This window comes from Sphingomonas sp. SP1 (assembly GCF_058313395.1).
Map to the genome: position 1 here is coordinate 2,255,100 of NZ_JBZFLC010000001.1, position 23,715 is coordinate 2,278,814.

Sequence of the window (23,715 nt, forward strand, 5' to 3'; positions counted from 1 at the left end):
CCTGTGTTAGCGTTGTCCCCGTTCCCTCGAAAAAGGCTGCCCGATGCCGCGACTCCTGCCCATGTTTCTCGGTTCCTCCCTGCTTGCGCTGACCCAGGCCGCCCCGGCCCAGATCGTGCCCATCGTGCAACCCGGCGCTCCGGGGCAACCGGTGCGTGCGTTAACCCCGCAGGAAGCGGTACGGATCGCGGACACCCGCTTTTCGCCGGACGACGTGCGGTTCATGAACGACATGATCCCGCACCACGCCCAGGCGACTGCCATGACGGCCCTGGTGCGCGAACGCACCAACCGACCAGCGGTCGTGACTGCGGCCCGGCGCATAGACGCCAGCCAGGCGGACGAGATCGCCTTCATGCAGCGCTGGCTGCGCGATCGCGGCCAACCCGTCGCTCAAGCGGGTGCGGCAATGAGCCATCATGCCGGGCACGGCGGTCATGAAATGTGGGGTATGGCAACGCCCCAGCAACTCGCTTCGCTGGCGGCCGCCCGCGGCCCGGCCTTCGACCGTCTGTTCCTCCGGTTGATGATCACCCACCACGAAGGCGCCGTCCGGATGGCGAACGAACTGCTCGACCGCGGCGGCTCGGCGTACGATCCGACGCTGTTCGAATTCGTCAACGACGTGATCACCGAGCAAAAAGCCGAAATCAAGCGAATGACGGAATTGCTCGGCACCATCGCCGATGATCCGCGCACAAGCCTGAAGCCGGGGGTCCGCGATGCCGGACAAGCGATCCGTGGGCTGCAGCTGGTGGCGTCGCTGCCAAGGCCGACCGGCTTTTTCGACCCGGCCAACCCGGGCGACCTGCCATTGAAGAAGCCGGCCGCCAAGGGCAAGGGCGCGCCCGCGGCCGGTGGTGGCGGCGGGGGCGGTGAATCCCGCTCCCCCCTGCTCAGCTTCGCGCAGACCGACATGGCCTTCCAGGGCGACCTGCTGGCAGTCGGCAACTATCACGGCTTCAACCTTTATCGCATGCAGGGCGGCGGCACGCCCCAACTGGTAAGCTCCGTCATCTGCCCGGGCGGCCAGGGAGATCTTTCCGTGATCGGCAACCTTCTCGTCATGTCGGTCGAGCAGCGCCGCGGTCGGGTCGATTGCGGTCGGCAGGGCGTCAGCGAAGACGTCAGCGCGGAGCGTTTTCGCGGCCTGCGCATCTTCGATATCAGCAATCCTGCTCAGCCGCGCCAAGTCGGCCAGGTCCAGACCTGCCGCGGGTCCCATACCCATTCGATTGTCTCCGGCGACGGACGCACCGGGTCCGTGATCGTCTATGTGTCCGGGACCTCCGGCGTCCGGGACGAGCGTGAACTGGCAGGATGCGTCGGCGACGTCCCCGGCGATCCGCGCACCGCGCTGTTCCGCATCGACGTCGTCGAAATCCCCGTCGCCGACCCATCGAAATCGCGCATCATCGACAGCCCGCGGGTGTTTGCCGATACCGCCACCGGCAATGTCGCCGGCTTGTGGCGCGGCGGTGATCACGGCGACGGCACCCAAGACACCAATCGCACCGATCAGTGCCACGACATCACCGTCTTTCCCACGCGCAAGCTGGCGGCGGGCGCATGCTCCGGCAACGGCATCATCCTCGACATCGCCAATCCTCGAAAGCCTCGCAGGATCGACGCGGTGGTCGACCCCACCTTTGCCTATTGGCACTCGGCGACCTTCAACAATGATGGCACCAAGGTTCTGTTCACCGACGAATGGGGCGGCGGATCGCGTCCGCGCTGCCGCGTGCAGGACCCGCAGAATTGGGGCGCCAACGCGATCTACGACATCGTCGACAGCCGCCTGCGCTTCCGCTCGCACAACAAGCTTCCCGCCGCGCAGGGAGAGATGGAAAACTGCGTCGCGCACAATGGCTCTATCGTCCCCGTCCCCGGCCGCGATCTGTTCGTGCAGGCCTGGTATCAGGGCGGCATCTCGGTGACCGACTTCACCGACTCGAGCCGCCCGCGAGAGATCGCTTATTTCGATCGCGGTCCGTTAAGCGGCGAAGACCTGGTCCTCGGCGGTTTCTGGTCGGCCTATTGGTACCGCGGGCGCATCTACGCGACGGAGATCGTGCGCGGTCTTGATGTCCTGGCGCTGACCCCCGGCGACCAATTGAGCGCCAATGAGATCGCGGCTGCATCGCTTGCCGACTATGGCGGTCGCTTCAACCCGCAGCAGCAATTCCCTGTCACATGGCCCGACCATCCCGTGGTGGCCCTCGCCTACCTCGATCAGCTGGAGCGTGGCGGCAGCCTCCCCGCCACCAGCACGGCCGGCCTTCGCGCAGGACTGGCGCAGGCCAGGACCGTCCTTGATGGCCGCCGCAAGGACGCGGCGCTGGCCGGACAGCTCAATACGTTGGCCGAGCGGTTGACGGCGCCCGCGTCGGATCAGATCGCCAGCGATCGCATCACGGCGCTTCGCCGAACGGTGAGCGGAATCGGTTCACAGCTCCGCTAGCCCGACCTGCGCGGTGACGGCCGACGGCGCCCAGCGGATGGAGCCCACGCTCCGCGAGGCCGCGCCCGTCTGGGCCCGCATTGCCCTGCTCTCGTTCGGGGGGCCGGCCGCGCAGATCGCCCTCATGCATCGGGTGGTCGTCGACGAAAGAGGGTGGCTGGAGGAAGAGCGCTTCCTCCATGCGCTCAACTTCTGCACGCTTTTGCCCGGGCCTGAGGCGCAGCAACTTGCAACCTACATCGGCTGGCTGATGCACGGCATACGGGGCGGGCTGGTAGCCGGCCTCCTGTTCATTCTGCCGGGCATCTTGGCAATCATGGCATTGAGCTGGATTTACGTGCTGTTCGGTGGGGTCGGCGCGATCAGCGCAGCTTTGTTTGGGCTGAAGGCGGCGGTACTGGCCATTGTCGCCGAGGCCCTGCTGCGGATCGGACGAAGGGCCCTCAAGCAGCGCTGGAAAGCCGTGGTCGCAATTGTCGCCTTCCTGCTGTTGTTCTTCGCTGGCGCTCCCTTTCCGGTCGTCGTCCTCGGTGCGGCGCTTATCGGCGGGTGGTTGAGTTCCGGCCCGAGCGAGCGATACGAGGCGCCGCGCGTCGACTTTGCGCGCTCAATTCGGCTCGCCGTTCCATGGCTGCTAATCTGGCTGGTTCCCGCAGGCCTGGTCGTCGCCTTCGCTCCGCCCCCCTATGCCGATATCGCCGGCTTCTTCTCCGGCGCTGCACTCGTCACCTTCGGCGGCGCCTATGCGGTGCTCGCCTATGTCGGGCAACAGGCGGTAGAGCATTATGGCTGGCTGCGTCCCGGCGAGATGCTGGACGGGCTAGGGCTTGCGGAAACGACGCCGGGGCCGTTGATCATGGTTCTCCAATTCGTCGGCTTCCTCGCTGCCTATCGCGATCCGGGCGCGCTCGACCCGCTACTTGCGGGCACGCTTGGTGGGCTGCTGGCAACCTTTGTTACCTTCGCGCCCTGCTTTCTGTGGATTTTTGCAGGTGCGCCGCACATCGAGCGGCTGCGCGGATCGGTTCGGCTGTCGGGTGCACTATCCGGCATCACCGCCGCAGTCGTCGGAGTAATTGCCAGCCTCGCCTTGTGGTTCGCGATCCACAATCTGTTCGCGGCGCGAGTGCCATTCCTCGCCGCCGAGCTGCCATTCCTCGACAGCCTCAATCTTCCAGCGGCCGGTCTCGCCATAATGGCAGCCGTGGCGATCTTCCGCTTTGGCCTCGGGGTGGGCTGGACCGTCCTGCTATGCGCGGCGGGCGGCGTGACGCTTTATGTCGCGGGCGCCGTCTCCGGCTGATCTTCGCCCGGGATCGGCGTGTGCGTGTCCAGCGCCTCGCGCACGTAAAGCCGCTTGATCAGCACATACACCACCACTGTCAGCGGCGCTGCGAAGATGATGCCCAGGGGGCCGAACAGCCCACCGCAGGCCAGCAGCGCGAAGAGCAACACGGCACCCGGCACCTCGACCGCCCAGCTCTGAATGATCGGCTGCACCGCGTAGCCCTCGATGTTCTGAATGAGGACGTAGAGCAGCACCGTCCACAGGGCGAGTTGCGGATCGATGGCGAGCGCGATGAGAATCGCGGGAATGGCCGCGATGATCGGCCCGACGAACGGGACAAATTCCAGCAGGCCGGCGATCAGCCCCAGCGCAAGGGCACTTGGAACACCTAGGATCCACAAGCCGATTCCGGTCAGCAGGCCGATCAGCACCATCGCCACCAATTGGGCCTTCAGCCACAGGCGCAACGCCTTGCCGCTGTCATTCAGCGTTTCCTCGGTCAATTCGCGCTTCGTCGGCGGCACGAGCTTGACCAGCCCGGCGGAATAGAAACGCGTGCTCGCAGCGATGAAGATGCCGCCGACGATGATCAGCAATGCATCGGCCAAGCCACCGCCGAGCGACATCACGAACCGGCCCGCGCTGGCCGCAAGTCCGCTCGTTGCGCCCGATGGCTGCAACTGGGAAACATCGATCGGCAGCCCCCAGCCCTCGACCCGTTGCTGAAAGGATTGCCACGCCTTGGGAAGCGTTTGCGTCAACGCTTCGGTTTGCGCGAAGAGTTGCTGGCCGAACAGCGCCAGGGCGCCTCCGACCACTGCGAAGACCGTCAGTACGGACAGGAAAAGCGACAGCCCGGCTGGCACTCGTAACCGTTGAAACTGGCTCGCCAACGACTGGAACAGCGTGGCGATCACCACCGCGCCGAACACCATCAGCAAGACGTCGCGCAACATCCACAGGAACATCGCCAGCGCGACCAATGCAATGACGATGAGGGTGCGGCGGATGAACTGCGCTTCGCTGAGCGGCTCTGAATTGGACTGCATGACGGCGCGAACCCACGGCGGAGCGAAACTGTTCCGCCGCAGGAACGAAGCTCGCTACTCGCCGCTGCCGGGGTGGGCCTGCGCGCGGTGCAATGCCGCGGTCGCCTTCTCGGGCAGGATTCCCGATACCAGCACCTGGGCCTTGTTCTTGAGGCCATAGACGACGCTTTCATCGCCGTTCTTCATCGCGTTCCAGCCAGTCTTTGCGACCTCGGCCGGATCGTCCTTCTTGGCCTGGCCGACTTTGGTTTCTTCAAGCCCTGCGCGCTCGAAAAATTCGGTCTCGGTCGCTCCGGGCTTTAGGCAAGTCACGGTCACACCCGTGTCCTGCAACTCGTTGGCAAGCGCCGCCGAGAAACTGTCGATGAACGCCTTGGTGGCGTTGTAAACAGCATGAAACGCACCCGCGAGATGACCGGCGATCGAGCCCGTGATCAGGATCTTGCCCTCGCCACGCGCGACCATCTTGTTGGCAATCGGCTGGATCAGCAGCAGGGTACCTGTGATATTGGTGTCGATCACGTGCCGCCAGTCGCGCGTCTGCTGGTCGAGAAAGGCTTGGCCGAGGCCGTGTCCGGCGTTGGCCACCAGCACGTCGACCGGCCGATCACCGACCATGTCGAGTAGCTGCTTCACACCCTGCTCGGTCGCAAGGTCGGCTTCGACCTGCCGAACGTCGACGCCAAGCTCCTCGAGGCCCGACGCCGCATCCACGAACGGGGTATCGGCGGCGACGATCAGATCATAGCCCTCGCCGGCCGCCAGCCGCGCGATCTCAAGCCCGATGCCGCTCGACGCACCGGTAACGATTGCAAGCTTGTTCGCCATTCTCTTCTCCGTTCCTACGCGCCGGCCTCGACCGGAATACGGCCGGTGGATTGCGACTGCTGCTTTGCCATTTCGGGCTTGAGGACGATCTTGGTGTAGGAGTCCTGCTCGTCGTGCCAGTGCCGGTACATTTCCGGCGCCTTCTCCAGGCTGGCATGGTGCGAGATCAGGAAGGTCGTATCCAGCTTCCCTTCCCCGATCATCTCCAGCAGCTTCTTGCCGTATTTCTGCACATGGGTCTGACCGGTCTTCATGGTCAGGCCCTTCTCCATGAACTGGCCGAGCGGGAACTTGTCCGCAAAGCCGCCATAGACTCCGGGGACCGATACGCGCCCGCCCTTGCGGCAGGCGATAATCGCTTGGCGCAGCGCATGCGGCCGCTCTGTTCCAAGGAAGGTGTGGGCCTTAACCGTGTCGATGAGGTTGTCGATGGCCAGGCCATGGCTCTCCATCCCGACGCAATCGATCACGGCGTCCGGCCCGATCCCGCCGGTCATTTCCTTCAGGGCCTCCAACACCTCGACCTCGCGGTAATCGAGGATGTCCGCGCCCATCTGCTTCGCTAGTTTCAGGCGGTTGGGATAATGGTCGATCGCGATGACACGGTGTGCGCCCATCACGAACGCGCTCTGAATCGCGAACAACCCGACCGGGCCGCAGCCCCAGACGGCAACGGTGTCGCCTTCCTCGATGTCGGCATTTTCCGCCGCCATCCAACCGGTCGGCAGGATGTCGGACAGGAACAAGACCTTATCGTCCTCAAGCCCGTCCGGGATGACGATCGGACCGACGTCGCTGAATGGCACGCGCAGATACTCGGCTTGTCCACCGGCATAACCGCCAGTCAGATGAGCATAGCCGAACGCCGCACCCATCGGGTGGCCCATCAGCGTTTCCGAAGCGTCGCTCGTCTCCGCCGGATTGCTGTTGTCGCACGCGCTGAACTGCTGCTTGTTGCAGAAAAAGCAGCTGCCGCAGCTGATGGTGAAGGGGATCACCACGCGCTGTCCCTTCTTCAGCGGCGATTTGGCGCCCACCTCGACGACCTCACCCATGTTTTCGTGGCCCAGGATATCCCCGGCCCGCATGGTCGGGATATAGCCATCGTAAAGGTGAAGGTCCGAGCCGCAGATCGCGGTCGAAGTGACCTTGATAATCGCATCGCGCGGATTGACGATTTCGGGATCGGGAACCGTGTCGACGCGAACGTCGTGGCGACCGTGCCATGTGACTGCGCGCATATTGCTACTCCTTAAATCCGGGCTTCGGTCGGGCTCTCGCTCTTGCGGGCCGATGGTGAGGCGTTGACGGGGATTTCACCGGTTTCGAGCAGCTGTTTGAAACGTCGCAGGTCGCGGCGCGCCTGAACCTGCGGCTCGCGCTGCAGCACCTTGGCGGCAAGCCTTCCGATCGTGCCGGCCGGCGGCGTATAGCGCATCACCAATCGAACATAGGTGCCGCGACCCGGGGGAGCGTCGGCGAATTCGACCCGCCCTTCCGTCGCGATCTGGCTATCGGGCTCCGATACCCAAGCGATCGTCTCGCCCGGCTTGTCCTCGACGATCCGGGTGATGACCTCCACCGTCGCACCCATGGGCGCTTCAATCGTCCATTTGGACCGCTTATCGTCCAGCCGCACGATCTCACGAACATTATCCATGAATTCGGGAAAGCGGGTGAAGTCGCGCCAGCGCTCGTACAACTCCTGCCGCGGCTTGTTGACGGTTACCGTTCGGCCGACCAGGGTCCGACCGTTCTCGACATTGCCGGCCCGCTCGCGCGCACGCCCACGAAGCACATGGTCCGGCGCATCGCTCAGCAGCGGCCCGCTGGGTTCGTCGTCCTCATTCTTCGCCTTGGCAAAGAAAAAGGCTGCCGCGCCGGCAGTGGCGAGACCAAGGCCAAGGCCGATCAACGTGCGATTGCCGCCGTTGCTGCCGCGGCTTTCCTTGGCGGCATCCTTCACTGCGCGGCGGTTACGCTTCCCGACATCCTTTGCGATGTCGCTATCGACTTTTGCCGTCGCATCGCGTCGATGCTGCGGACTGTCATGAATTTCGTGGGGCATTGGACAGGCTCCTGTTCTGCCTGCCCAACGGTCCTTCTACAGCGGCGTTCCGGTCGTTACGGCTGCGCGTGCGGCCAGCCTTCGATGATCTCGACAAAGCGCGTCAGCCACGCGTTGGTCTGGTGCCCGTCGACCACCCGGTGGTCGATGGTCAGCGTGACATAGGCCATCGGCCGGATCGCGATCACGTCCTGGCCGTCGACCTCTCGCACGACCACACGCTTCTGCAATTTGCCGACCCCCAGAATCGCCGCCTGACCCTGATGCAGGATGATCGGGGCCGCCAGCAGCGATCCCGACACGCCGTGGTTGGAGATGGTAAAGCTGCCGCCTGCAACGTCGGACCGCTCCAGCCGCCCTTCGCGCGCCCGGCTGGTGAGGTGGTCGAGCTTTCGACCGATGTCCTCAAGACCGAGCGCCCCTGCGTCCCTGACCACGGGAACGACCAGGCCCTTCTCGCCCAGCGCGGTTCCGACGCCGACGTCGACCGTCGGCGAGATGGCGATCCGGTCGTCCAGCCACTTGCCGTTGATGGCGGGCGCGACCGCCATCGCCTCTGCGGCCGCCTTGATGAGGTAGGCTGTGTAACTGAGCTTCACACCGCGTTCGCCAAACGCCTTCTTGTGCGCGGTGATCGCCGAAAAATCGGCCTCGAACAACGCCGTGACATGCGGGGCGTCGCCGACCGCGCGGACCATATTCTCGGCAATTGTCCGCCGCATGCGATCATGCGGGATGTCCGACGCTGCGAAGGGCTCGGCGATGCGGGGTTGCGCAATCTGCTTCGCCCCGCCGTCGACGTGGCTAACCGTCGCCAGCTCGGCCGCCCGGTCCACATCTTCCCGCGTAATTCGCCCGTCACGACCGGTGCCCGTGAGTCGGGCCGGGTCGATCCCATGCTGTTGCAGGGCGCGCCGGACGGACGGCGAAAGCCTTGTTTCCACACCCCCGTTCGTCCCGAACGACGTCGAGGGACGCTGGCTCGGCTCAGGCGAAGGTGTCTCGATTTCGGTCGACAAAAGCGGAGCGGAAGCGTTCTGCGCGCCAGCCGAGATCCGACCAAGCACTGCGCCGGGCACGGCCTCCGCGTCGGTCACGAGCAGGATTTCGGTGAGTACTCCGGCAGCCGGGGCCGGAACCTCCTGAGTTACCTTGTCGGTCTCCAGTTCCACCAGCGGATCATTCTCCGCCACCGTATCGCCGACCTGCTTCAGCCAGGCGCGAACAACCGCCTTGGTGCCCTCCTGCTCATCGGGAACGCGAACCTCGATCAACTGTCCTTACCTCTTTGTCCCAGCCTGTTGATCGTGGTCAGGACCAGACCGAACAGGAACACTCCCATCACCTCCACCGGCGGCACTCCAAAGGCCAGGCCGGCGACGCACACGGCCAGGGTCAGCGCGAGCGTAAGCCACCAGGCGTTGGCCTTCCACCAGCTCATCAGAACCCGACCAGCCGCTCGATCTCTGCGCGGATGCGCGCCACGCTGGGCACGGCTGCCTCGAGCAGTGCGGGATGATGGGGCGACGGGATGTCGGGCATGGTCACTCGGGCGACCGGCGCGTCGAGATCGAGAAAGGCCTCGTCAACCACCACCGCAGCGATTTCGGCCCCGAAGCCGCCGGTGCGAAGATCCTCATGAACGATCAGGCAGCGCCGGGTCCGCTGCACGCTCTCCAGCACCATTTCCCGATCCCACGGCATCAGGGTCCGCAGGTCGATCACATCCGCGCTTACGCCCTCAGCCGCGGCTTCGCAACGCGGCACCATCGCCCCCCAGGTGACGATCGTGATCTGGTCCCCTTCGCGCGTCTTCTTCGCTCGGCCGAACGGCAGCACATAAGCATCGCCAGGCCACGGCCGGCGCGCCCAGCTGTCGTCCAGCATCGCGCGATGTTCGAAGAACAGCACTGGATCATGTCCGCGCAGCGCGCCGCGCAACAAACCGACGGCATCCTCGGCGTTCGATGGCACTGCGACCTTCCAGCCCGGATTGTGCACGAACTGCACCTCGTTGGTCTGGCTGTGCCATGGATCGCCGCACTTGAAGAAGCCGCCCGGCACCCGCAGCACCATCGGCGCAGCAAAGCGGTTCGCGGTCCGCCAGCGCATGGTTCCGCAATCGTTGATCTGCTCGGTCGCGGGCTCGGCATATTTGCGGAACTGAATTTCCGGTACGGGCACCAGACCAGCCAGCGCCATGCCCACGGCGCGACCGACAATGCCTTCTTCGTTCAGCGAGGTATCGAATACCCGGTCGTGACCGAACTTCTCCTGAAGACCAAGCGTCACCGCATGGACGCCGCCCTTGGGTCCCACGTCTTCGCCAAAGACCATCACTCGCGGATTGGCTTCCAGCTCCTGGTCCAGCACCCGGCGGATGGCGGTGACCATGTTGATGCGCTGGCCCTCGGGGCGGGGCGTGTCGGTGGTCTCGACGTTGAGCCCGGCGCGTCCGCCGACGACCGCATGCTCGCCGGAAAAGAAGACATGGTCGGCGACCTTCTCCACCGGCAACACCGGCCGGTCCTCGGCCTCGGATCGCGCCTGCTCCACCTGCCAGCGGACCTCCTCGCCGAGGGACACCCAAGCCTCATCACCGATTTGCAGCTTGGCGCAATGCGCCTTCAACTTGGGTAGCGGATCGCGCGCCCATTCAGCCGCGATCACTGCCTCCGATTTGTAGGTCTGCGTGTCCTGGTAGCTGTGACCCTCCAGCCGCGGCACGGTCAGCCGCAGCAAAGCCGGCTTGCCGCTGCGCACATGCGCCACCGCCTCGTCCACCAGTCGGGCGGCCTCGACGGGGTTGGTCCCGTCGCCATTGAAGATCGTCAGGCCTCTGAAGCTCGCCAGATTGGCAGCAATGTCCTGCCCCGGCGTCTGATAAGTCGACGGCACGGAAATGCCGTACCCATTGTCCTCGATATAGATCAGCAGCGGCAGTTGCTGCGTCGTCGCGATGGTCAGCGCAGACCAGAAACCACCAGTCGCGCAGCTCGCGTCGCCGCCCAGGACAACGGCGATGGCGTCCGCTGGCCCCTCGCCCAAAACCGCACTCTTATACTTGATCGACTGGGCCCAGCCAGCCGCCGGGGTGTATTGCGCGCCAACCCCGCCGCACATGGGCAGCGCATGGGCCCCGCCCGGATTGGGATAGTTGAACACGACGCCGATGTCCCGCCCGCCGGAATAACCGCCCGAGCGCCCCATGCCGGAGCCGAGCGCGTCGGCCAGCGGCACATCCAGCGCCAGCAACAGCGGCCGCGAGCGATAATAGCCGCACACCGCGTCGCCATCGAGCAACCTCAGGCCCAGCAACACTTGCGCCATATCATGGCCGCGCGCGCTGAACTGGTAGAGCACCTTCTTTTCCGGAACGAGCTGCTCTTCCTCCAATCGGTCGAGCTCCCGGCTGGTCAGCACCAGCCGCGCCACTTCGCGCCAATCCGTGTCCGTCGTGAATTGCGGGTCGGCCTCAGCCATCGAGCGCGTCTTTCACCGCCTCGCAGAACCGGTCGATCGCCTCGTCGGCTATGCCCACGATGTTGATGCGCCCGCTGTCCGCCATGTAGATCGCGCTTCGTTCCCGTAAAGACACCACTTGTTCGCGGGTGAGAGGCAGCATCGAGAACATGCCATATTGGTCCGCGACGAACGCCAGCCGCTCGTCCGACGCCGCGATGCGCGCGCGGACAGTGACGATCCGCTGCCGCATCTCCTCCAGCTCGACCTTCCAGTCGGCGGTCTGCGCCTCGTCCTGCAGCACGATCCGCACCGCCGCCGCGCCATGGTCGGGCGGCATCGACCAGGCTTCACGCGCCAGTTGCAGCAGGTGGGCAAAGGCCGTGGCGGTCGCGTCTTCGGATCGGGTCTTGACGAACAGGCAACCGACGCGGTCCCGATAAACGCCGAAATTCTTGTCGCAGCTTTGCGCGATCAAGGCCTCCTCGCAGATGTCGAGGATACGGCGGACGCCATAAGCGTCCTCTTCCAGACCGCGTCCAAGCCCCTGATAGGCAATGTCGACCAGCGGCAGCAGCTCGCGCCGCGCGAGCTCGTCAGCGACCCGGTCCCATTCCGCCGGCGACAGGTCGGCGCCGGTCGGGTTGTGACAACAGCCATGCAGCAATACGACATCGCCGGGCCGCGCCTCGTCCAGCTTGGCGAGCAGTGCATCGAACCGCACTCCACCGGTGTCGCGGTCCAGGTGCGGGAATTCGACGATCTCCAGCCCCGCCCCACGGATCATGGGCGGATGGTTGGGCCAGGTGGGGACACCCACAAACACCCGCGCTTCAGGGTTCGCGAGGTGAATGAGGTGCATCGCCAGATAGATTGCGCCGCACCCTCCCGGCGTCTGCAGCCCGGCGATCCGTTTGTCGCCCGCATGCGTCCCCAGCAGGATTGGCTTCAACAGCTCCGGGAACAGCTTGTCGCCCGCGCCGCCCAGATAGGCCTTGCTGTGCTGATCGTTCAGCAGCCGCCGCTCAGCTTCCTTGATCGACCGCATAACCGGCGTCCGACCCTCGCCGTCGCGATAAACCCCGACCCCCACGTCGATCTTCTCGGGCCGCTGGTCGGCATTGGCCATGGCGATGAGCGCGAGCAGCGAGTCGCTCTGCACCGGTGGCAGATCGGAGAGCCCCAGCGCGGCAATCTTGGTCAGCATGACAGGCCGCTTAGCGCGACTAGGCGTCGTAATCCACCGCCACGCCCGCCCCCTTGGGCACCGACTGGCAGGTCAGCACATAACCGGCCGCGATCTCTTCGTCGGTCAGGCCATAGCGTGCCGCCATCGACACTTCGCCCGCGATCACCCGTGCGCGGCAGGTGGCGCAGACGCCCGCCTTGCAGGCGAACGGCGCCGGCAGTCCGCTTGCCCGCGCACTGTCCAGGATGTTGCTGCCATCGAACGCCACCTTCCGGGTCCGCCCGTCCAGCGTCACGCTCATCGTCGTGCCGGACGCCTGGCTTTGCAGCTGCGCCATCTCCGCCGCCAGCGCCGCCGAGGGTCGCCCGGCCGTGAATCGCTCGATGTGAATGCGATCGGGCGAGATGCCCCGCTCCAGCAACGCCGCCTCGGCCGAATCCATCATCGGCCCCGGACCGCAAATGAACCAGGCGTCGACCTCGTCCGGATCCGTCACGAACGCCGCGACCGCCTCGTCGCACTTCGCCCGGTCGAGCATGCCGTTCAGCAACTCGACATCGCCCTCCTCATCGGACAGGAAGTGAAACAGTTCCAGACGCCCGAGATAGCGGTCCTTCAGCGTCGCGAGTTGCTCGAGGAAGATGATCGAGCTGGCATCGCGATTGCCATAGAACAGCGTGAAGCGGCTCTCGGGCTCGGTCCTCAGCGCCGTCCGGACCAGGCTCATGATCGGCGTGATCCCCGACCCGCCCGCGAACCCGACGTACCGCCCCGCCCGGGCCGGATCGAAGTCGATGGTGAACGAGCCGTGCGGCGTCATCACGTCCAGCACGTCGCCAGCCGTGAGTTCGCTTGCCACCCAATTGCTGAAGACCCCGCCCGCAATCTGCTTGACGGTGACCATCAGCGCACCGTCATCCGGCGCCGTGCACAGCGAATAATTACGCCGCACCTCTTCTCCGCCGATCTCGGCCCGCAAGGTCAGATGCTGTCCCGCCCGGTAGCGGAAGGCCGGCGCCAGTTCGGGCGGAACCTCGAAACGGATGGAGCGCGCCTCGTCCGTCTCCGGCACCACTTCGGCCACCCGGAGCGCATGGAAATGCTCGGCCATTACCAGCGCGCGTCCGGATAGGTTCGCGGAAGATACTGCATGATCGCCAGCAGATGGCCCAGGTGCTCGCTATGATGTCCGCGCCGTCCGCCCAGGATCGGCCGCTGGTCCGCGGGAACCGGAAGGGTCGCCTCTTGCAGCACCGCTGCGACGGCCGACCGATATTCACCTTCGAACTCGCGCGGATCGGCGGCCAGCCCGCGCGCGATCGCTTCGGCCAGCTGGTCGTCTACCTCGAACAGTTCCGGTACGAAACGCCAGCACCAGCCTAGGCCATCGAGCGTCCGCTCGGCGCTCTCCGCCGTGCCGTCGCCAAGCCGGACGACCCATTCGGCCGCAAGTTCGCGGTGATAGGCGACTTCCTTCACCGCCTTCGCCGCCACCGCCGCAATGGCTGCGTCGTTGCTCTGCGCCAGCCGCTGGTAAAGCATGTGCTGCCAGGTCGAGAACAACAGCTGGCGCACCATCGTTCGGGCGAAGTCGCCGTTCGGCTGCTCGACCAGCAGACAATTATGGAAATCGAGCACGTCGCGCTTGAACGCCAATTCGTCCGCATCGCCCGCTTCGGCCAGGAACAACGTCGCCTGCCCGATCAAATCCAGCGCCATGTTCGCCAGGCTCAGGTCGACCTCGACACTCGGCGCATGGCCGCACCATTCGGACAGGCGCTGCCCGAGGATCAGCGCATCGTCGCCCAGCCGCAACAGATAGACGCGGCGCAGCGGATCGTGCGCCTCCTCAGCGGGAGCATCGAAAGCGCCGGAAGGACGCAGCCGTTCGGCAACGGCCTCGTCTTCCGGCCGGATGGGGGGAAGCGAGGGCGCCATCAGATGTGCTTCACCTCGTCGGGAATGTCGTAGAAGGTCGGATGGCGATAGACCTTGTCGGCGGCCGGTTCGAACATCTGCCCAGCCTCATCGGGATCGCTGGCGATGATCGAAGCGGACGGCACAACCCACATGCTGACCCCCTCCTGCCGACGGGTATAGGTATCGCGCGCGTGTCTCAGCGCCAGTTCGGCGTCGGGCGCATGCACGCTTCCGACATGCCGGTGCGCAAGGCCACCCTTGGCGCGAACGAAAACTTCCCACAACGGCCAGTCGGACATGTCACCTCCAATGAAGGCCGGCCTTCGCCGGGGTGACGGTCAAAATCAAGCCGCCGCCCGGCTCCGCCGCTTCGCCTCGTGGGCTGCCGCGGCCTCGCGCACCCAGGCGTTGCTTTCCCAGGCCTCGCGCCGCGCCGTGATCCGTTCGCGCGCCACCGGGCCCTCGCCCTTCACCACCGCGTAGAACTCGTCCCAGTCGACCTCGCCGAAGTCATAGCCGCCCTGGCCCTCGTTCTTGCTCTCGTTCCACTTGAGCGCGGCGTCGGGCACCGTCAGCCCGAGGAACTCGGCCTGCGGCACGGTGATGTCGACGAACTTCTGCCGAAGCTCGTCATTGGTTTCGCGCTTGATCCGCCAGCGCATGCTCTGCGCAGTGTTGGGCGAATTCTCGTCCGGCGGCCCAAACATCATCAGCGACGGCCACCACCAGCGGTTGAACGCATCCTGCGCCATCCGCTTCTGCTCGGCCGTGCCGCGGCACAGCTCGGTCATCGCCTCATAGCCCTGGCGCTGGTGAAAGCTCTCTTCCTTGCAGACCCGCACCATCGCCCGTGCGTAGGGGCCGTAGCTCGTGCGCTGCAGCGGCACCTGGTTCATGATTGCCGCGCCGTCCACCAGCCAGCCGATCGCCGCAATGTCAGCCCAGGTGAGCGTCGGATAGTTGAAAATCGTGGAATACTTCGCCTTGCCGGAATGCAGCGCCTCGATCATTTCCTCGCGGCTCATGCCCAGCGTCTCGGCGGCGCAATAAAGATACAGCCCGTGCCCGGCCTCGTCCTGCACCTTGGCGAGCAGGATTGCCTTGCGCCGAAGCGACGGCGCGCGGGTGATCCAATTACCCTCCGGCAGCATGCCGACGATCTCCGAATGGGCGTGCTGGCTGATCTGCCGCGTCAGCGTCCGCCGATAGGCCTCGGGCATCCAGTCCTTTGGCTCGATGAACTCGTCCGCCGCCACGCGCGCTTCAAACGCTTCGAGCAGTGCCGGGTCCTCGGCGGGGCCGATCGGCTGCACCTTGGCGCCGGGCTTGGAAAGATCGGTCGTATACATGGTCCTCATGTAGCGATTGCGGGCACCCGCTTCAAATACGGTCGATCGCCCCCATGTTTCCGCCATGGCTGTCCTTTCCGTCCTCGACCTGTCGCCTGTGCCGGAAGGCTCCACTCCGGGTGATTCCCTCCGCCAGTCGGGCGACCTTGCGGCCCATGCCGAGCAATTGGGCTTCAAGCGGTTCTGGATGGCTGAGCATCACAGCATGCCCGGCATCGCCAGCGCGGCGACCGCCGTCGCACTAGCCTATGTCGGCACGCGCACCTCCACCATCCGCATCGGGGCCGGCGGAATCATGCTGCCCAATCATGCTCCGCTGACGATTGCCGAACAGTTCGGCACGCTTGAATCGCTGTTTCCCGGCCGGGTCGACCTTGGGCTTGGCCGCGCCCCGGGCACGGATCAAGCCGCCGCCTTCGCGCTCCGCCGCAACCTCGCCGCCGACGAGAACCAGTTCCCGCGCGATGTCGTCGAGCTGATGGGCTATTTCCGCGGGGAGGGCGGGCGGGTCCGCGCCATCCCGGGCGAGGGTCTCGATATTCCGGTGTGGATCCTCGGTTCCAGCACATTCGGCGCGCAGCTCGCGGCCACGCTTGGACTGCCCTACGCCTTCGCTTCGCACTTCGCGCCGGCCCAGATGGACGAGGCCATCCGTATCTATCGCGAGCGCTTCCAACCGTCGGCTCAGCTCGACAAGCCCTATGTCATGCTGGGCTTCAACGTGATCGCTGCCGACACAGATAAAGAGGCCGAGCTGCTTGCAACCTCGGTGCAGCAGGCGTTCGTGAGACTTCGGACGGGCAACCCAGGCAAGCTTCCGCCGCCCAGCCCAGGCTTCGGCGACAGCTTACCGATGAATTCGCGCCTGATCCTCGAACAGGTCCTGTCCTGCTCGGCTATCGGCAGTCCAGCTACCGTTAGGAGGGCTGTGAACGCCTTCGCGGAGCGCACGGGAGCCGACGAGTTGATGGTGACTTCCCAAATCTTCGACCCCGAGGCGCGGCTGCACTCCTACAGCTTGCTTGCCGAGGCGATGGAGCGGGTCGCCGCCTGACCCCGCGCGCCCTGCCGGACTTGACCCGGCATCGGCATTCCTTCTTCTGCCAACCCGTCACAAGGCGCAGCCCCGTTCGAATCCGGGGTTACGGGAGTTCGCGATGACCTACGAAACCATCATCCTCAATCAGTCCGATCACGTCGCTCGGATCACGTTGAACCGGCCCGACCGCCTCAACAGCTTCACCCGCCAGATGCACGCGGAACTGCGCGATGCGCTCGATCGGTGCGCGGAGGCCCGGGTGATCATCCTGACCGGCTCCGGGCGCGGCTTTTGCGCGGGCCAGGACCTCAACGACCGCGCCGTTGCACCCGGCGAAGCGGTGGACCTCGGCGACACGGTCGAGGAAAGCTGGAACCCGCTGATCCGCAGACTCGCGAGCATGCCGCAACCGGTGATCGCCCGCGTGAATGGCGTCGCGGCCGGTGCCGGCGCAAATATCGCGCTGGCTTGCGACCTGGTCGTCGCCGCCCGTTCGGCCAGGTTCATCCAAAGCTTCTCCGCCCTCGGCCTGATCCCCGACAGCGGCGGCAGCTGGCATCTTCCCCGCCTCGTCGGCCAGGCCCGCGCCCTCGGGCTTGCACTGACCGGAGAGCCGCTGCCGGCCGAACGCGCCTCCGAATGGGGTCTGATCTGGAGGTGCGTCGACGACGAAGCCCTCGACGCCGAAGTCGACGCCCTCGCCGCCAGGCTCGCAAGCCTGCCCCCGCTGGGCCTCGCCGCCATCAAGCAAATCATCCGAACCACCGGGGAGCGCACCCTCGACCAGGAACTCGACCTGCAACGCGACGAAATGCGCCGCCTCGGCTTCACCGAGGATTATCGGGAGGGCGTCGCCGCGTTTCTTGAGAAACGGCCGGCAGTGTTCCGCGGACGCTGACCGATCCGCAGGGCGAGGTTTGGAAGGTCTGCTTTGGGTGGGAAGCAGACGTTGCGCCAGATGAGCTATCAAGGCAGCTTAGCCGCATGAAGCATCCAGAAGCCCGGTTCATCGTAGAAGTAACGGCTGATGATGAGATTGTCTGCCGAGCACCCAAAAAAGCGGAGCAGCGCCTCAGGATGGCCGACCTTGGGGCGGTTTATGTCGAGACAAACGACGGCGGGCCTTGCGGAGCGGACGTCTGGTGGCTGCTTGATGACAAGGCCGGTCGGACGAAGGTGGCCTTCCCACAAATGGCGACGGGCGAGGATGCCGCACTTGCACGGTTGCAACGACTACCCGGCTTTGACGTGCGGGGCATGAACTCGACCGAGAACGCGCGATTCATGTGCTGGCCAGCTGGCCAACCCCCGCGCCGTAATGTCCGCAATGGGTCGGAAGCAGACATAGCCGACGGACCATAAACCTGTCCTACACAGTCCAACTCTACTTAGTCGCGCCCATGCGCGCTGCCATGCCGCCCTCCCCCACCCCGCCGACGCCTCCACCTTAAGCACGGGAGGGCGAACATGGTGGGGACGTAGCGTCCATGTTGTCCAAGTTGAACTTGATCATGGCGCGCTTGCGCTCGACTGCCGCGCTCCGCATGGAGGTCGCATGAAGACTCCCCAGCTCCTCAACTACGCCCGCGATCGGTGGCTTCCCGGCGACGCCGGCACCCTCGCCGAATTGCCGTCCGCCATCGATGGCTCGCCCGTTGCGCTGACAGGCTCCGGCGGGCTCGATTTCGCAGGCATGGCGACCTATGCCCGCGACGTCGGCGGCCCGGCGCTGCGTCGGATGACCTTTCATGAGCGGGCCCGCATGCTGAAAGCGCTCGGCCTCGCCATTCTCGCCCACAAGGAAGAGCTTTACGCGCTTAACTACGCGACCGGCGCAACGCGGAAGGACGGCTGGATCGACATTGAAGGCGGGGCGGGCACCCTTCTGTCCTTCTCGTCCAAGGGCCGGCGCGAGTTGCCGGACGCCCAAGTGCTGCTCGACGGTCAGCTGGAGCCGTTGAGCAAATCGGGCCTGTTCCAGGGCCAGCACATCTTCACTTCGCTCCAGGGCGTCGCGGTCCATATCAACGCCTTCAACTTCCCGGTCTGGGGCATGCTGGAAAAGCTCGCGCCGACGCTGCTTGCAGGGGTCCCCGCCATCGTAAAGCCGGCCAGCGCAACCGCCTGGCTGGCCGAAGCCGCCTTCCGGGTGATGATCGAGGCCGGCGTCCTCCCGCCCGGCGCGGTCCAGCTGATCGTCGGCGGTGTCGGCGACCTGATGGACCATCTCTCCCTTCAGGACGTGGTCAGTTTCACCGGCTCCGCCCAGACCGCGATGAAGCTGCAGACCCATCCGGTCATGGCACGGGAATCGGTTCGCTTCATTGCCGAGCGTGACAGCCTCAACGCCTCCGTCCTCGGCCCCGACGCCGCGCCCGGCACGCCCGAGTTCGAGCTGTTCGTGGAGGAGGTCGTCACCGAGATGACGGTCAAGGCGGGCCAGAAGTGCACCGCCATCCGCCGGGCGATTGCGCCCGCCGATCACATCGACGCGGTCGAGGCCGCCATCCGCGATCGGCTGGCGAACACCATTGTCGGCGACCCGCGCGATGAGGCCACCCGCATGGGCGCGCTCGTCAACCGCGCGCAGCGTGAGGACGTGCGCCAGCGGATCACGGAGATCACCGCCGCTGGTGCGCGCGTTGTCGCGGGCGACCCGGACGCCAGTGTCGGGCCCAACGGCGGAGCCTTCCTCCAGCCGGTCCTGCTCCGGACCGACGATCCCTGGAGCTGCGATGCTGCCCACGACGTGGAGCCCTTCGGCCCGGTCAGCACGGTCATGCCCTACTCCGATCTCGATGATGCGGTGCGCCTCGCCAATCGCGGCCGGGGCAGCCTGGCGCTGTCGCTTTTCACTCACTCGCCCAAGGCCGCGCGCGACTTCGTGCTGGGCGCGGCGAGTTTCCATGGTCGCATGCTGGTCATCGACCGCACGAACGCGAAAGACTCTACCGGCCACGGCTCGCCCCTGCCTGTCCTGACCCACGGCGGACCTGGCCGCGCAGGCGGCGGAGAGGAAATGGGCGGCATCCGCGGCGTCATGCACTACATGCAGCGCACCGCCGTCCAGTCCTCGCCCGCGATGATCGCGGCGATCACCGGTCAATACATCCCCGGCGGACCCAAGCACGTCATCGCCACTCACCCCTTCCGGCGGCGGATGAGCGAACTCACCATCGGCGACACGCTCAATACGGCGAGCCGCACCGTCAGCATCGAGGATATCGAGCATTTCGCTCACTTCACCGGCGACACATTCTACGCCCATATGGATGAGGAAGCGGCCAAGGCCTCGCCGATCTTCGAAGGCCGGGTCGCACACGGCTACCTGATCCTCAGCTTCGCCGCCGGCCTGTTCGTCGATCCCGATCCCGGCCCCGTCCTTGCCAACACCGGTCTCGAGAACCTCCGCTTCCTGACACCCCTGTATCCTGGAGACAGCATGCGGGTGGAACTGACCGTCCGATCCAAGAGCCTCAAGAGCGAGGAAACCGGCGTGGTTCGCTGGGCCGTCGAGGTCTTCAACCAGAAGGACGAACTGGTCGCCACATATGATCTGCTGACGGAGAATGTGCCCTGAGGTGAGCAGTTACCGACGCCACGAGGACGGGCCGCGCCCCTCTTCGGCACTCGCACTTCAGCTACCCGCCGGTCGCCGCGCCTGGGGATTATTGCTGGCCTTGGCGCTGGAGGCCCTGCTGATCCTCGCGCTGCTGACATTGGGCAGGGGAAGGCCGGACAGCCATCCTGACACGCCCGCAATCGTCAGTTTCGATGTTACCATTCCCGCACAGGAGCCTCAGGCTCCACCAGCGGCTCCCGCTGAACCCGACCGGCTGGCGCCGCCGCAACAGCAGCCCGCGCCGTCGCCCGAGATGCGACCGGTCACCCAGCCCGTTGCTGCGGCCCCCGACCCGGATGTTCCGGTGAAGGCCCCGACGCCAATCGTCGAAGTTCCGCGCGACGGCCTTGTGGCATCCGACCTGCGCGCCCGTCCCGCCAGCCCTGCCAGGCGGCGCGGCCCGATCGGTCCCGCCGCACCGTCCGGCGGGTCGGGCGATACACCCGTCGTTGGAAGTGGGCCAAACGGCGAGCGCCTCTATGCCGCCGCCTGGTACCGTGAACCGTACGATAACGAATTGCGCGGCTATCTCGCGACTGCGCAGGGCCCCGGCTGGGCGATGATCGCCTGCCGGACCGTTGCCGACTTCCGCGTCGACGATTGCGTGGGTCTGGACGAATATCCCAGCGGCTCGCGCCTCGCTCGCGCGGTGCTCGCCGCCGCATGGCAGTTCCGCGTCCGACCTCCGCAGGTTGGTGGACGCATGCTGGTTGGGGAATGGGTCCGGATCCGGATAGACTATTCGAACCGACCGGACCGCTGACCCTGATCGACGCGGGTTACTGCACCCGCCCGAGGCCCGCGATGGCCTGATCGACAAGTGCCTTGTCAGAAGCGCCGTCATGACGCTCGGCAATGATCTTCGCGGCGGCACGCGCGGCCGCTTCCGCAGCGGTTGCTCGTAGCTGCTGCACGGCGCTCCGCTCCTCAGCCGCGATCTTGTCCTCGGCCATCCGGGTGCGGCGCTCGACCAGCGCCTGGGCGTCGGCTTCGGCCTTGGCGCGAATGGCTTCGGCTTCGTGCCTTGCCCGCTCGATCATGGTCGCTGCCTCGGCATCGGCCGACGCGAACTTGTTCTGGTACTCCGCCTTCAGCGCCTCAGCCTCGGCCCGCAAAGCAGCCGCCTCATCAAGCTGGGCACGAATCGTGGCGATCTTCCCATCCAGCGCCTTGCCAATCGCCGCCGGGACCTTTTTCCAAAGCATCAGCAGCACGACGACCAGCATAGCCAGACCGACCAGCATGGTCGCGTCGAAACCGAGCGCTTTGGGCGTGGAGTATTCCTCCGACCCCGCGTGAACCTCGGTGTTCAGTTCATCGGTGATCGGCGGATTAGCCACGAATCAGCTCCTGCTGAACGGCGCGCTGTGCGGTCGCCGGATCGACGGACACACCGGCGACGCGCTCGACCATCGCCGCCGCGGCGTCGGCGGCGACCTGCTCGATTTCCGCCTGTGCGGCATGTCTCGCAGCCGCGATCCGGGTAGAGGCTTCGTCCAACCTGACATTCATCGCCGCGTCGGCTTCCGCTACTCGAGCTTCGGTCGCCCGTGACGCGGCGGCCTTTGCTTCCGCCGACAGCTTCATCGCCTCGGCCCGGCTCCGGTCCATCGCCGCACGATATTGCTCCTCCAGCCTGTCCGCATTTTCACGAGCCGTCGCCGCTTCCGCAAGGTCGGCGGCGATCCGGGCATCGCGCGCATCCACCGTACCTTGGATCTTGGGCACCATGCCCAGACCCACGAATACGAACAGCAGGCCGAACACGACCGCCAGCCAGAATAGCTGCGATGCGTAAATCTCACCAATTTGCGCGATTTGAGGCATTGGTCTCGCTTGGCTTGTTCCGCTGCCCTGCGCCTGTCGAAGGGCTGCCCTTACTTCAAGAACAGCAGTGCTTCGACAAGCTCAGCACGGGCGGGGGGAGGGATGTGCCGTTGATTACGCGACGAACAGCAGGATCATCGCTACGACGAACGCCAGCAGACCAAGAAGCTCGGCAGCGGCGAAGCCGATGAAGAGGCGGCCCTGCTGGCTGTCGGCGGCGGCCGGGTTACGCAGCGCGGACTCGAGGAACGAGCCGAACACGTTACCCACGCCCAGCGCGGCCATGCCGACACCGATGGCGGCCAGACCGGCACCGAGCAGCTTTGCGGCTTCTGCGTCCATGTTTTCTTACTCCCTTTGTATCTGTTCTTAGTGAAGGTTGATCGCGTCGTTGAGGTAAAGGCTCGTCAGCAGCGCGAAGACGTAGGCCTGGATGGCGGCAACCAGCAGCTCGAGTGCGGAAATGCCGATCATCAGGATGAGCGAAGGAAGACTGACCACCGGCGCCACCCACAGCGCCTCGGCGTTCAGGCCGTTGATGACGAAACCCGCCAGCACCTTCAGCAAGATATGACCCGCAGTCATTGCAACGAACAGTCGCAGCGCGAGGCTGAAGGGGCGGACCATGAACGAAACGAACTCGACCGGCACCAGGATCGGCATCATCCACCACGGCGCGCCGTGCGGCACGAACAGGCTGAAGAAATGCAGACCATGCTTGGCGAAGCCGACGATCAGCACGATCGAGAAACTCACCACAGCCAGCACCGCGGTTACGGTCAGGTGGCTGGTCACGGTGAAGGGATGGACACCCGGAATGATCCCGAACGGCAAAAGGCCGATCAGATTGGCGACCAGGATGAACATGAACAGCGTGAAGACATAAGGAACGAACTTGCGGCCGGCCGGGCCGATATTCGCTTCCATCATGTTGGTGACGAATCCCGTCACGCCTTCGACCGCAGCCTGCCAGCGGCCGGGAACCAGCTGACGCTTCATCCCGCCCAGCATGAAGATCCAGATCACGGCCAGCGTGAACAGCATCCACAAGGAGCTGTTGGTGAAAGCGATCGATTGGCCCGCAATGGTCCAATCCTGGCCGAACAGTGGTTCGACCTGGAACTGGTGCATCGGATCGATCTTGCCCGATTCAGCGGCCACTCAACGGTCCTTCTTCGTCTTCGCGCTCGACATCTTGATGATGCTCCAAAACCCGCTGGCGGTGCCAAGCACCATCAGCGTGATGAATAGCATCGGCCACGTTCCCAGCAGGCGGTCAAGCAGCCAGCCGATGAGCGTACCACCCAGCAGGCCGCCGATCAGGGTGGCCAGAACCCGCTGCCCGAGCTGCTCATTGGCATCCGGTGCGGGCCCCTTGCCGGTCCTGATCGCTTCCTGGCGCTGCGCCCGTTCCAGCCTCTGTTCGAGACGGTCCAGCCGCGCATCCGGGGGAAGCTTCGGATCCTGCGCGGGCTCGTCTTCCGCCATGCTTCTCATCTCCATGTGCGCGGCGACGCTCGGAAAGTGAGCGCCGGTCCGCGAAGGGCAAGGAACATGGCGGCTGGCAAAGCCCGCCAAGGCGCGGCCCCTTTAGGAAGGGCGGCGCGGCGCGT

Annotated in this window: 24 protein-coding genes; 7 read left to right on the forward strand and 17 right to left on the reverse strand. The window is 65.5% G+C overall.

The features are described 5' to 3' along the window. Positions 1-43 precede the first annotated feature (43 nt). Positions 44-2,461, forward strand: coding sequence for a DUF305 domain-containing protein (locus AC4GYS_RS11425; RefSeq protein ID WP_491109199.1), 2,418 nt, complete (start codon positions 44-46; stop codon positions 2,459-2,461). 37 nt (positions 2,462-2,498) lie between these two features. Continuing rightward, a complete protein-coding gene (gene chrA, locus AC4GYS_RS11430) occupies positions 2,499-3,764 on the forward strand; it encodes a chromate efflux transporter (protein ID WP_491109413.1) in 1,266 nt (421 codons plus the stop codon). Here chrA and AC4GYS_RS11435 read toward each other — a convergent pair. From AC4GYS_RS11435 to paaA, 12 genes are read right to left on the reverse strand one after another with little or no spacing between them, the layout of a single operon-like run. Then, positions 3,737-4,798, reverse strand: coding sequence for an AI-2E family transporter (locus tag AC4GYS_RS11435; RefSeq protein ID WP_491109200.1), 1,062 nt, complete (start codon positions 4,796-4,798; stop codon positions 3,737-3,739). The two genes, chrA and AC4GYS_RS11435, sit on opposite strands and share 28 nt — an antisense overlap. Positions 4,799-4,852: 54 nt before the next feature. Beyond that, positions 4,853-5,626, reverse strand: coding sequence for an SDR family NAD(P)-dependent oxidoreductase (locus AC4GYS_RS11440; protein WP_491109201.1), 774 nt, complete (start codon positions 5,624-5,626; stop codon positions 4,853-4,855). A 14-nt stretch (positions 5,627-5,640) separates the two neighbouring features. Beyond that, positions 5,641-6,867: a zinc-dependent alcohol dehydrogenase gene (locus tag AC4GYS_RS11445; protein WP_491109202.1), complete on the reverse strand. Its 1,227-nt coding sequence runs from the start codon at positions 6,865-6,867 to the stop codon at positions 5,641-5,643. Positions 6,868-6,878: 11 nt separating this feature from the next. Next, complete coding sequence (locus AC4GYS_RS11450; RefSeq protein ID WP_491109203.1) at positions 6,879-7,694, reverse strand: SRPBCC family protein; 816 nt, start codon at positions 7,692-7,694, stop codon at positions 6,879-6,881. A 56-nt stretch (positions 7,695-7,750) separates the two neighbouring features. After that, positions 7,751-8,968 carry a dihydrolipoamide acetyltransferase family protein gene (locus tag AC4GYS_RS11455; RefSeq protein WP_491109204.1) on the reverse strand — a complete coding sequence of 406 codons (1,218 nt, stop codon included), beginning with the start codon at positions 8,966-8,968 and terminating at the stop codon, positions 7,751-7,753. After that, positions 8,965-9,135 (reverse strand): hypothetical protein, encoded by a 171-nt coding sequence (locus AC4GYS_RS11460; protein WP_491109205.1) that lies wholly within the window; start codon positions 9,133-9,135, stop codon positions 8,965-8,967. The genes AC4GYS_RS11455 and AC4GYS_RS11460 overlap by 4 nt, the downstream gene beginning before the upstream one ends. After that, a complete protein-coding gene (locus AC4GYS_RS11465) occupies positions 9,135-11,177 on the reverse strand; it encodes a transketolase C-terminal domain-containing protein (RefSeq protein WP_491109206.1) in 2,043 nt (680 codons plus the stop codon). Before AC4GYS_RS11465 ends, AC4GYS_RS11460 begins: the two co-directional genes overlap by 1 nt. Further along, positions 11,170-12,363, reverse strand: coding sequence for an amino acid aminotransferase (locus tag AC4GYS_RS11470; RefSeq protein ID WP_491109207.1), 1,194 nt, complete (start codon positions 12,361-12,363; stop codon positions 11,170-11,172). The genes AC4GYS_RS11465 and AC4GYS_RS11470 overlap by 8 nt, the downstream gene beginning before the upstream one ends. A 19-nt stretch (positions 12,364-12,382) precedes the next feature. Next, the gene (locus tag AC4GYS_RS11475) at positions 12,383-13,456 is read right to left on the reverse strand and encodes a 2Fe-2S iron-sulfur cluster-binding protein (RefSeq protein ID WP_491109208.1); all 1,074 of its coding nucleotides are present in this window, start codon (positions 13,454-13,456) and stop codon (positions 12,383-12,385) included. After that, entirely contained in the window at positions 13,456-14,283 is an 828-nt protein-coding gene (paaC, locus tag AC4GYS_RS11480; protein ID WP_491109209.1) for a 1,2-phenylacetyl-CoA epoxidase subunit PaaC, read from the reverse strand. The genes AC4GYS_RS11475 and paaC overlap by 1 nt, the downstream gene beginning before the upstream one ends. Then, on the reverse strand, positions 14,283-14,564 hold the full coding sequence (gene paaB / locus AC4GYS_RS11485) for a 1,2-phenylacetyl-CoA epoxidase subunit PaaB (protein ID WP_491109210.1): 282 nt from the start codon (positions 14,562-14,564) through the stop codon (positions 14,283-14,285). The genes paaC and paaB overlap by 1 nt, the downstream gene beginning before the upstream one ends. Before the next feature lie 45 nt (positions 14,565-14,609). Beyond that, complete coding sequence (paaA, locus tag AC4GYS_RS11490; protein ID WP_491109211.1) at positions 14,610-15,623, reverse strand: 1,2-phenylacetyl-CoA epoxidase subunit PaaA; 1,014 nt, start codon at positions 15,621-15,623, stop codon at positions 14,610-14,612. A gap of 55 nt (positions 15,624-15,678) precedes the next feature. On the opposite strand from paaA, the gene AC4GYS_RS11495 reads away from it, so the two are divergent. The 5 genes from AC4GYS_RS11495 (at position 15,679) to AC4GYS_RS11515 (ending at position 21,038) form a co-directional block, all read left to right on the forward strand. Continuing rightward, positions 15,679-16,668, forward strand: a complete 990-nt coding sequence (locus AC4GYS_RS11495) for an LLM class flavin-dependent oxidoreductase (RefSeq protein WP_491109212.1) — start codon at positions 15,679-15,681, stop codon at positions 16,666-16,668. 103 nt (positions 16,669-16,771) lie between these two features. After that, complete coding sequence (paaG, locus tag AC4GYS_RS11500; protein WP_491109213.1) at positions 16,772-17,551, forward strand: 2-(1,2-epoxy-1,2-dihydrophenyl)acetyl-CoA isomerase PaaG; 780 nt, start codon at positions 16,772-16,774, stop codon at positions 17,549-17,551. An 86-nt stretch (positions 17,552-17,637) separates the two neighbouring features. Further along, positions 17,638-18,015, forward strand: coding sequence for a hypothetical protein (locus tag AC4GYS_RS11505; RefSeq protein ID WP_491109214.1), 378 nt, complete (start codon positions 17,638-17,640; stop codon positions 18,013-18,015). Between the two features lie 193 nt (positions 18,016-18,208). Continuing rightward, complete coding sequence (gene paaZ, locus AC4GYS_RS11510; protein ID WP_491109215.1) at positions 18,209-20,233, forward strand: phenylacetic acid degradation bifunctional protein PaaZ; 2,025 nt, start codon at positions 18,209-18,211, stop codon at positions 20,231-20,233. Position 20,234: 1 nt separating this feature from the next. Further along, positions 20,235-21,038, forward strand: a complete 804-nt coding sequence (locus AC4GYS_RS11515) for a hypothetical protein (RefSeq protein ID WP_491109216.1) — start codon at positions 20,235-20,237, stop codon at positions 21,036-21,038. Positions 21,039-21,054: 16 nt separating this feature from the next. On the opposite strand, the gene AC4GYS_RS11520 is transcribed toward AC4GYS_RS11515, so the two are convergent. From AC4GYS_RS11520 to AC4GYS_RS11540, 5 genes are all read right to left on the reverse strand, one after another. Then, positions 21,055-21,615: a F0F1 ATP synthase subunit B gene (locus AC4GYS_RS11520; protein WP_491109217.1), complete on the reverse strand. Its 561-nt coding sequence runs from the start codon at positions 21,613-21,615 to the stop codon at positions 21,055-21,057. Beyond that, positions 21,608-22,102, reverse strand: coding sequence for a F0F1 ATP synthase subunit B family protein (locus tag AC4GYS_RS11525; RefSeq protein WP_491109218.1), 495 nt, complete (start codon positions 22,100-22,102; stop codon positions 21,608-21,610). Before AC4GYS_RS11525 ends, AC4GYS_RS11520 begins: the two co-directional genes overlap by 8 nt. Before the next feature lie 114 nt (positions 22,103-22,216). Then, the gene (locus AC4GYS_RS11530) at positions 22,217-22,444 is read right to left on the reverse strand and encodes a F0F1 ATP synthase subunit C (protein WP_129383163.1); all 228 of its coding nucleotides are present in this window, start codon (positions 22,442-22,444) and stop codon (positions 22,217-22,219) included. Between the two features lie 27 nt (positions 22,445-22,471). Then, positions 22,472-23,263 (reverse strand): F0F1 ATP synthase subunit A, encoded by a 792-nt coding sequence (locus AC4GYS_RS11535; protein ID WP_491109219.1) that lies wholly within the window; start codon positions 23,261-23,263, stop codon positions 22,472-22,474. Beyond that, the gene (locus tag AC4GYS_RS11540; RefSeq protein WP_491109220.1) at positions 23,264-23,590 is read right to left on the reverse strand and encodes an AtpZ/AtpI family protein; all 327 of its coding nucleotides are present in this window, start codon (positions 23,588-23,590) and stop codon (positions 23,264-23,266) included. Positions 23,591-23,715: the final 125 nt, after the last annotated feature.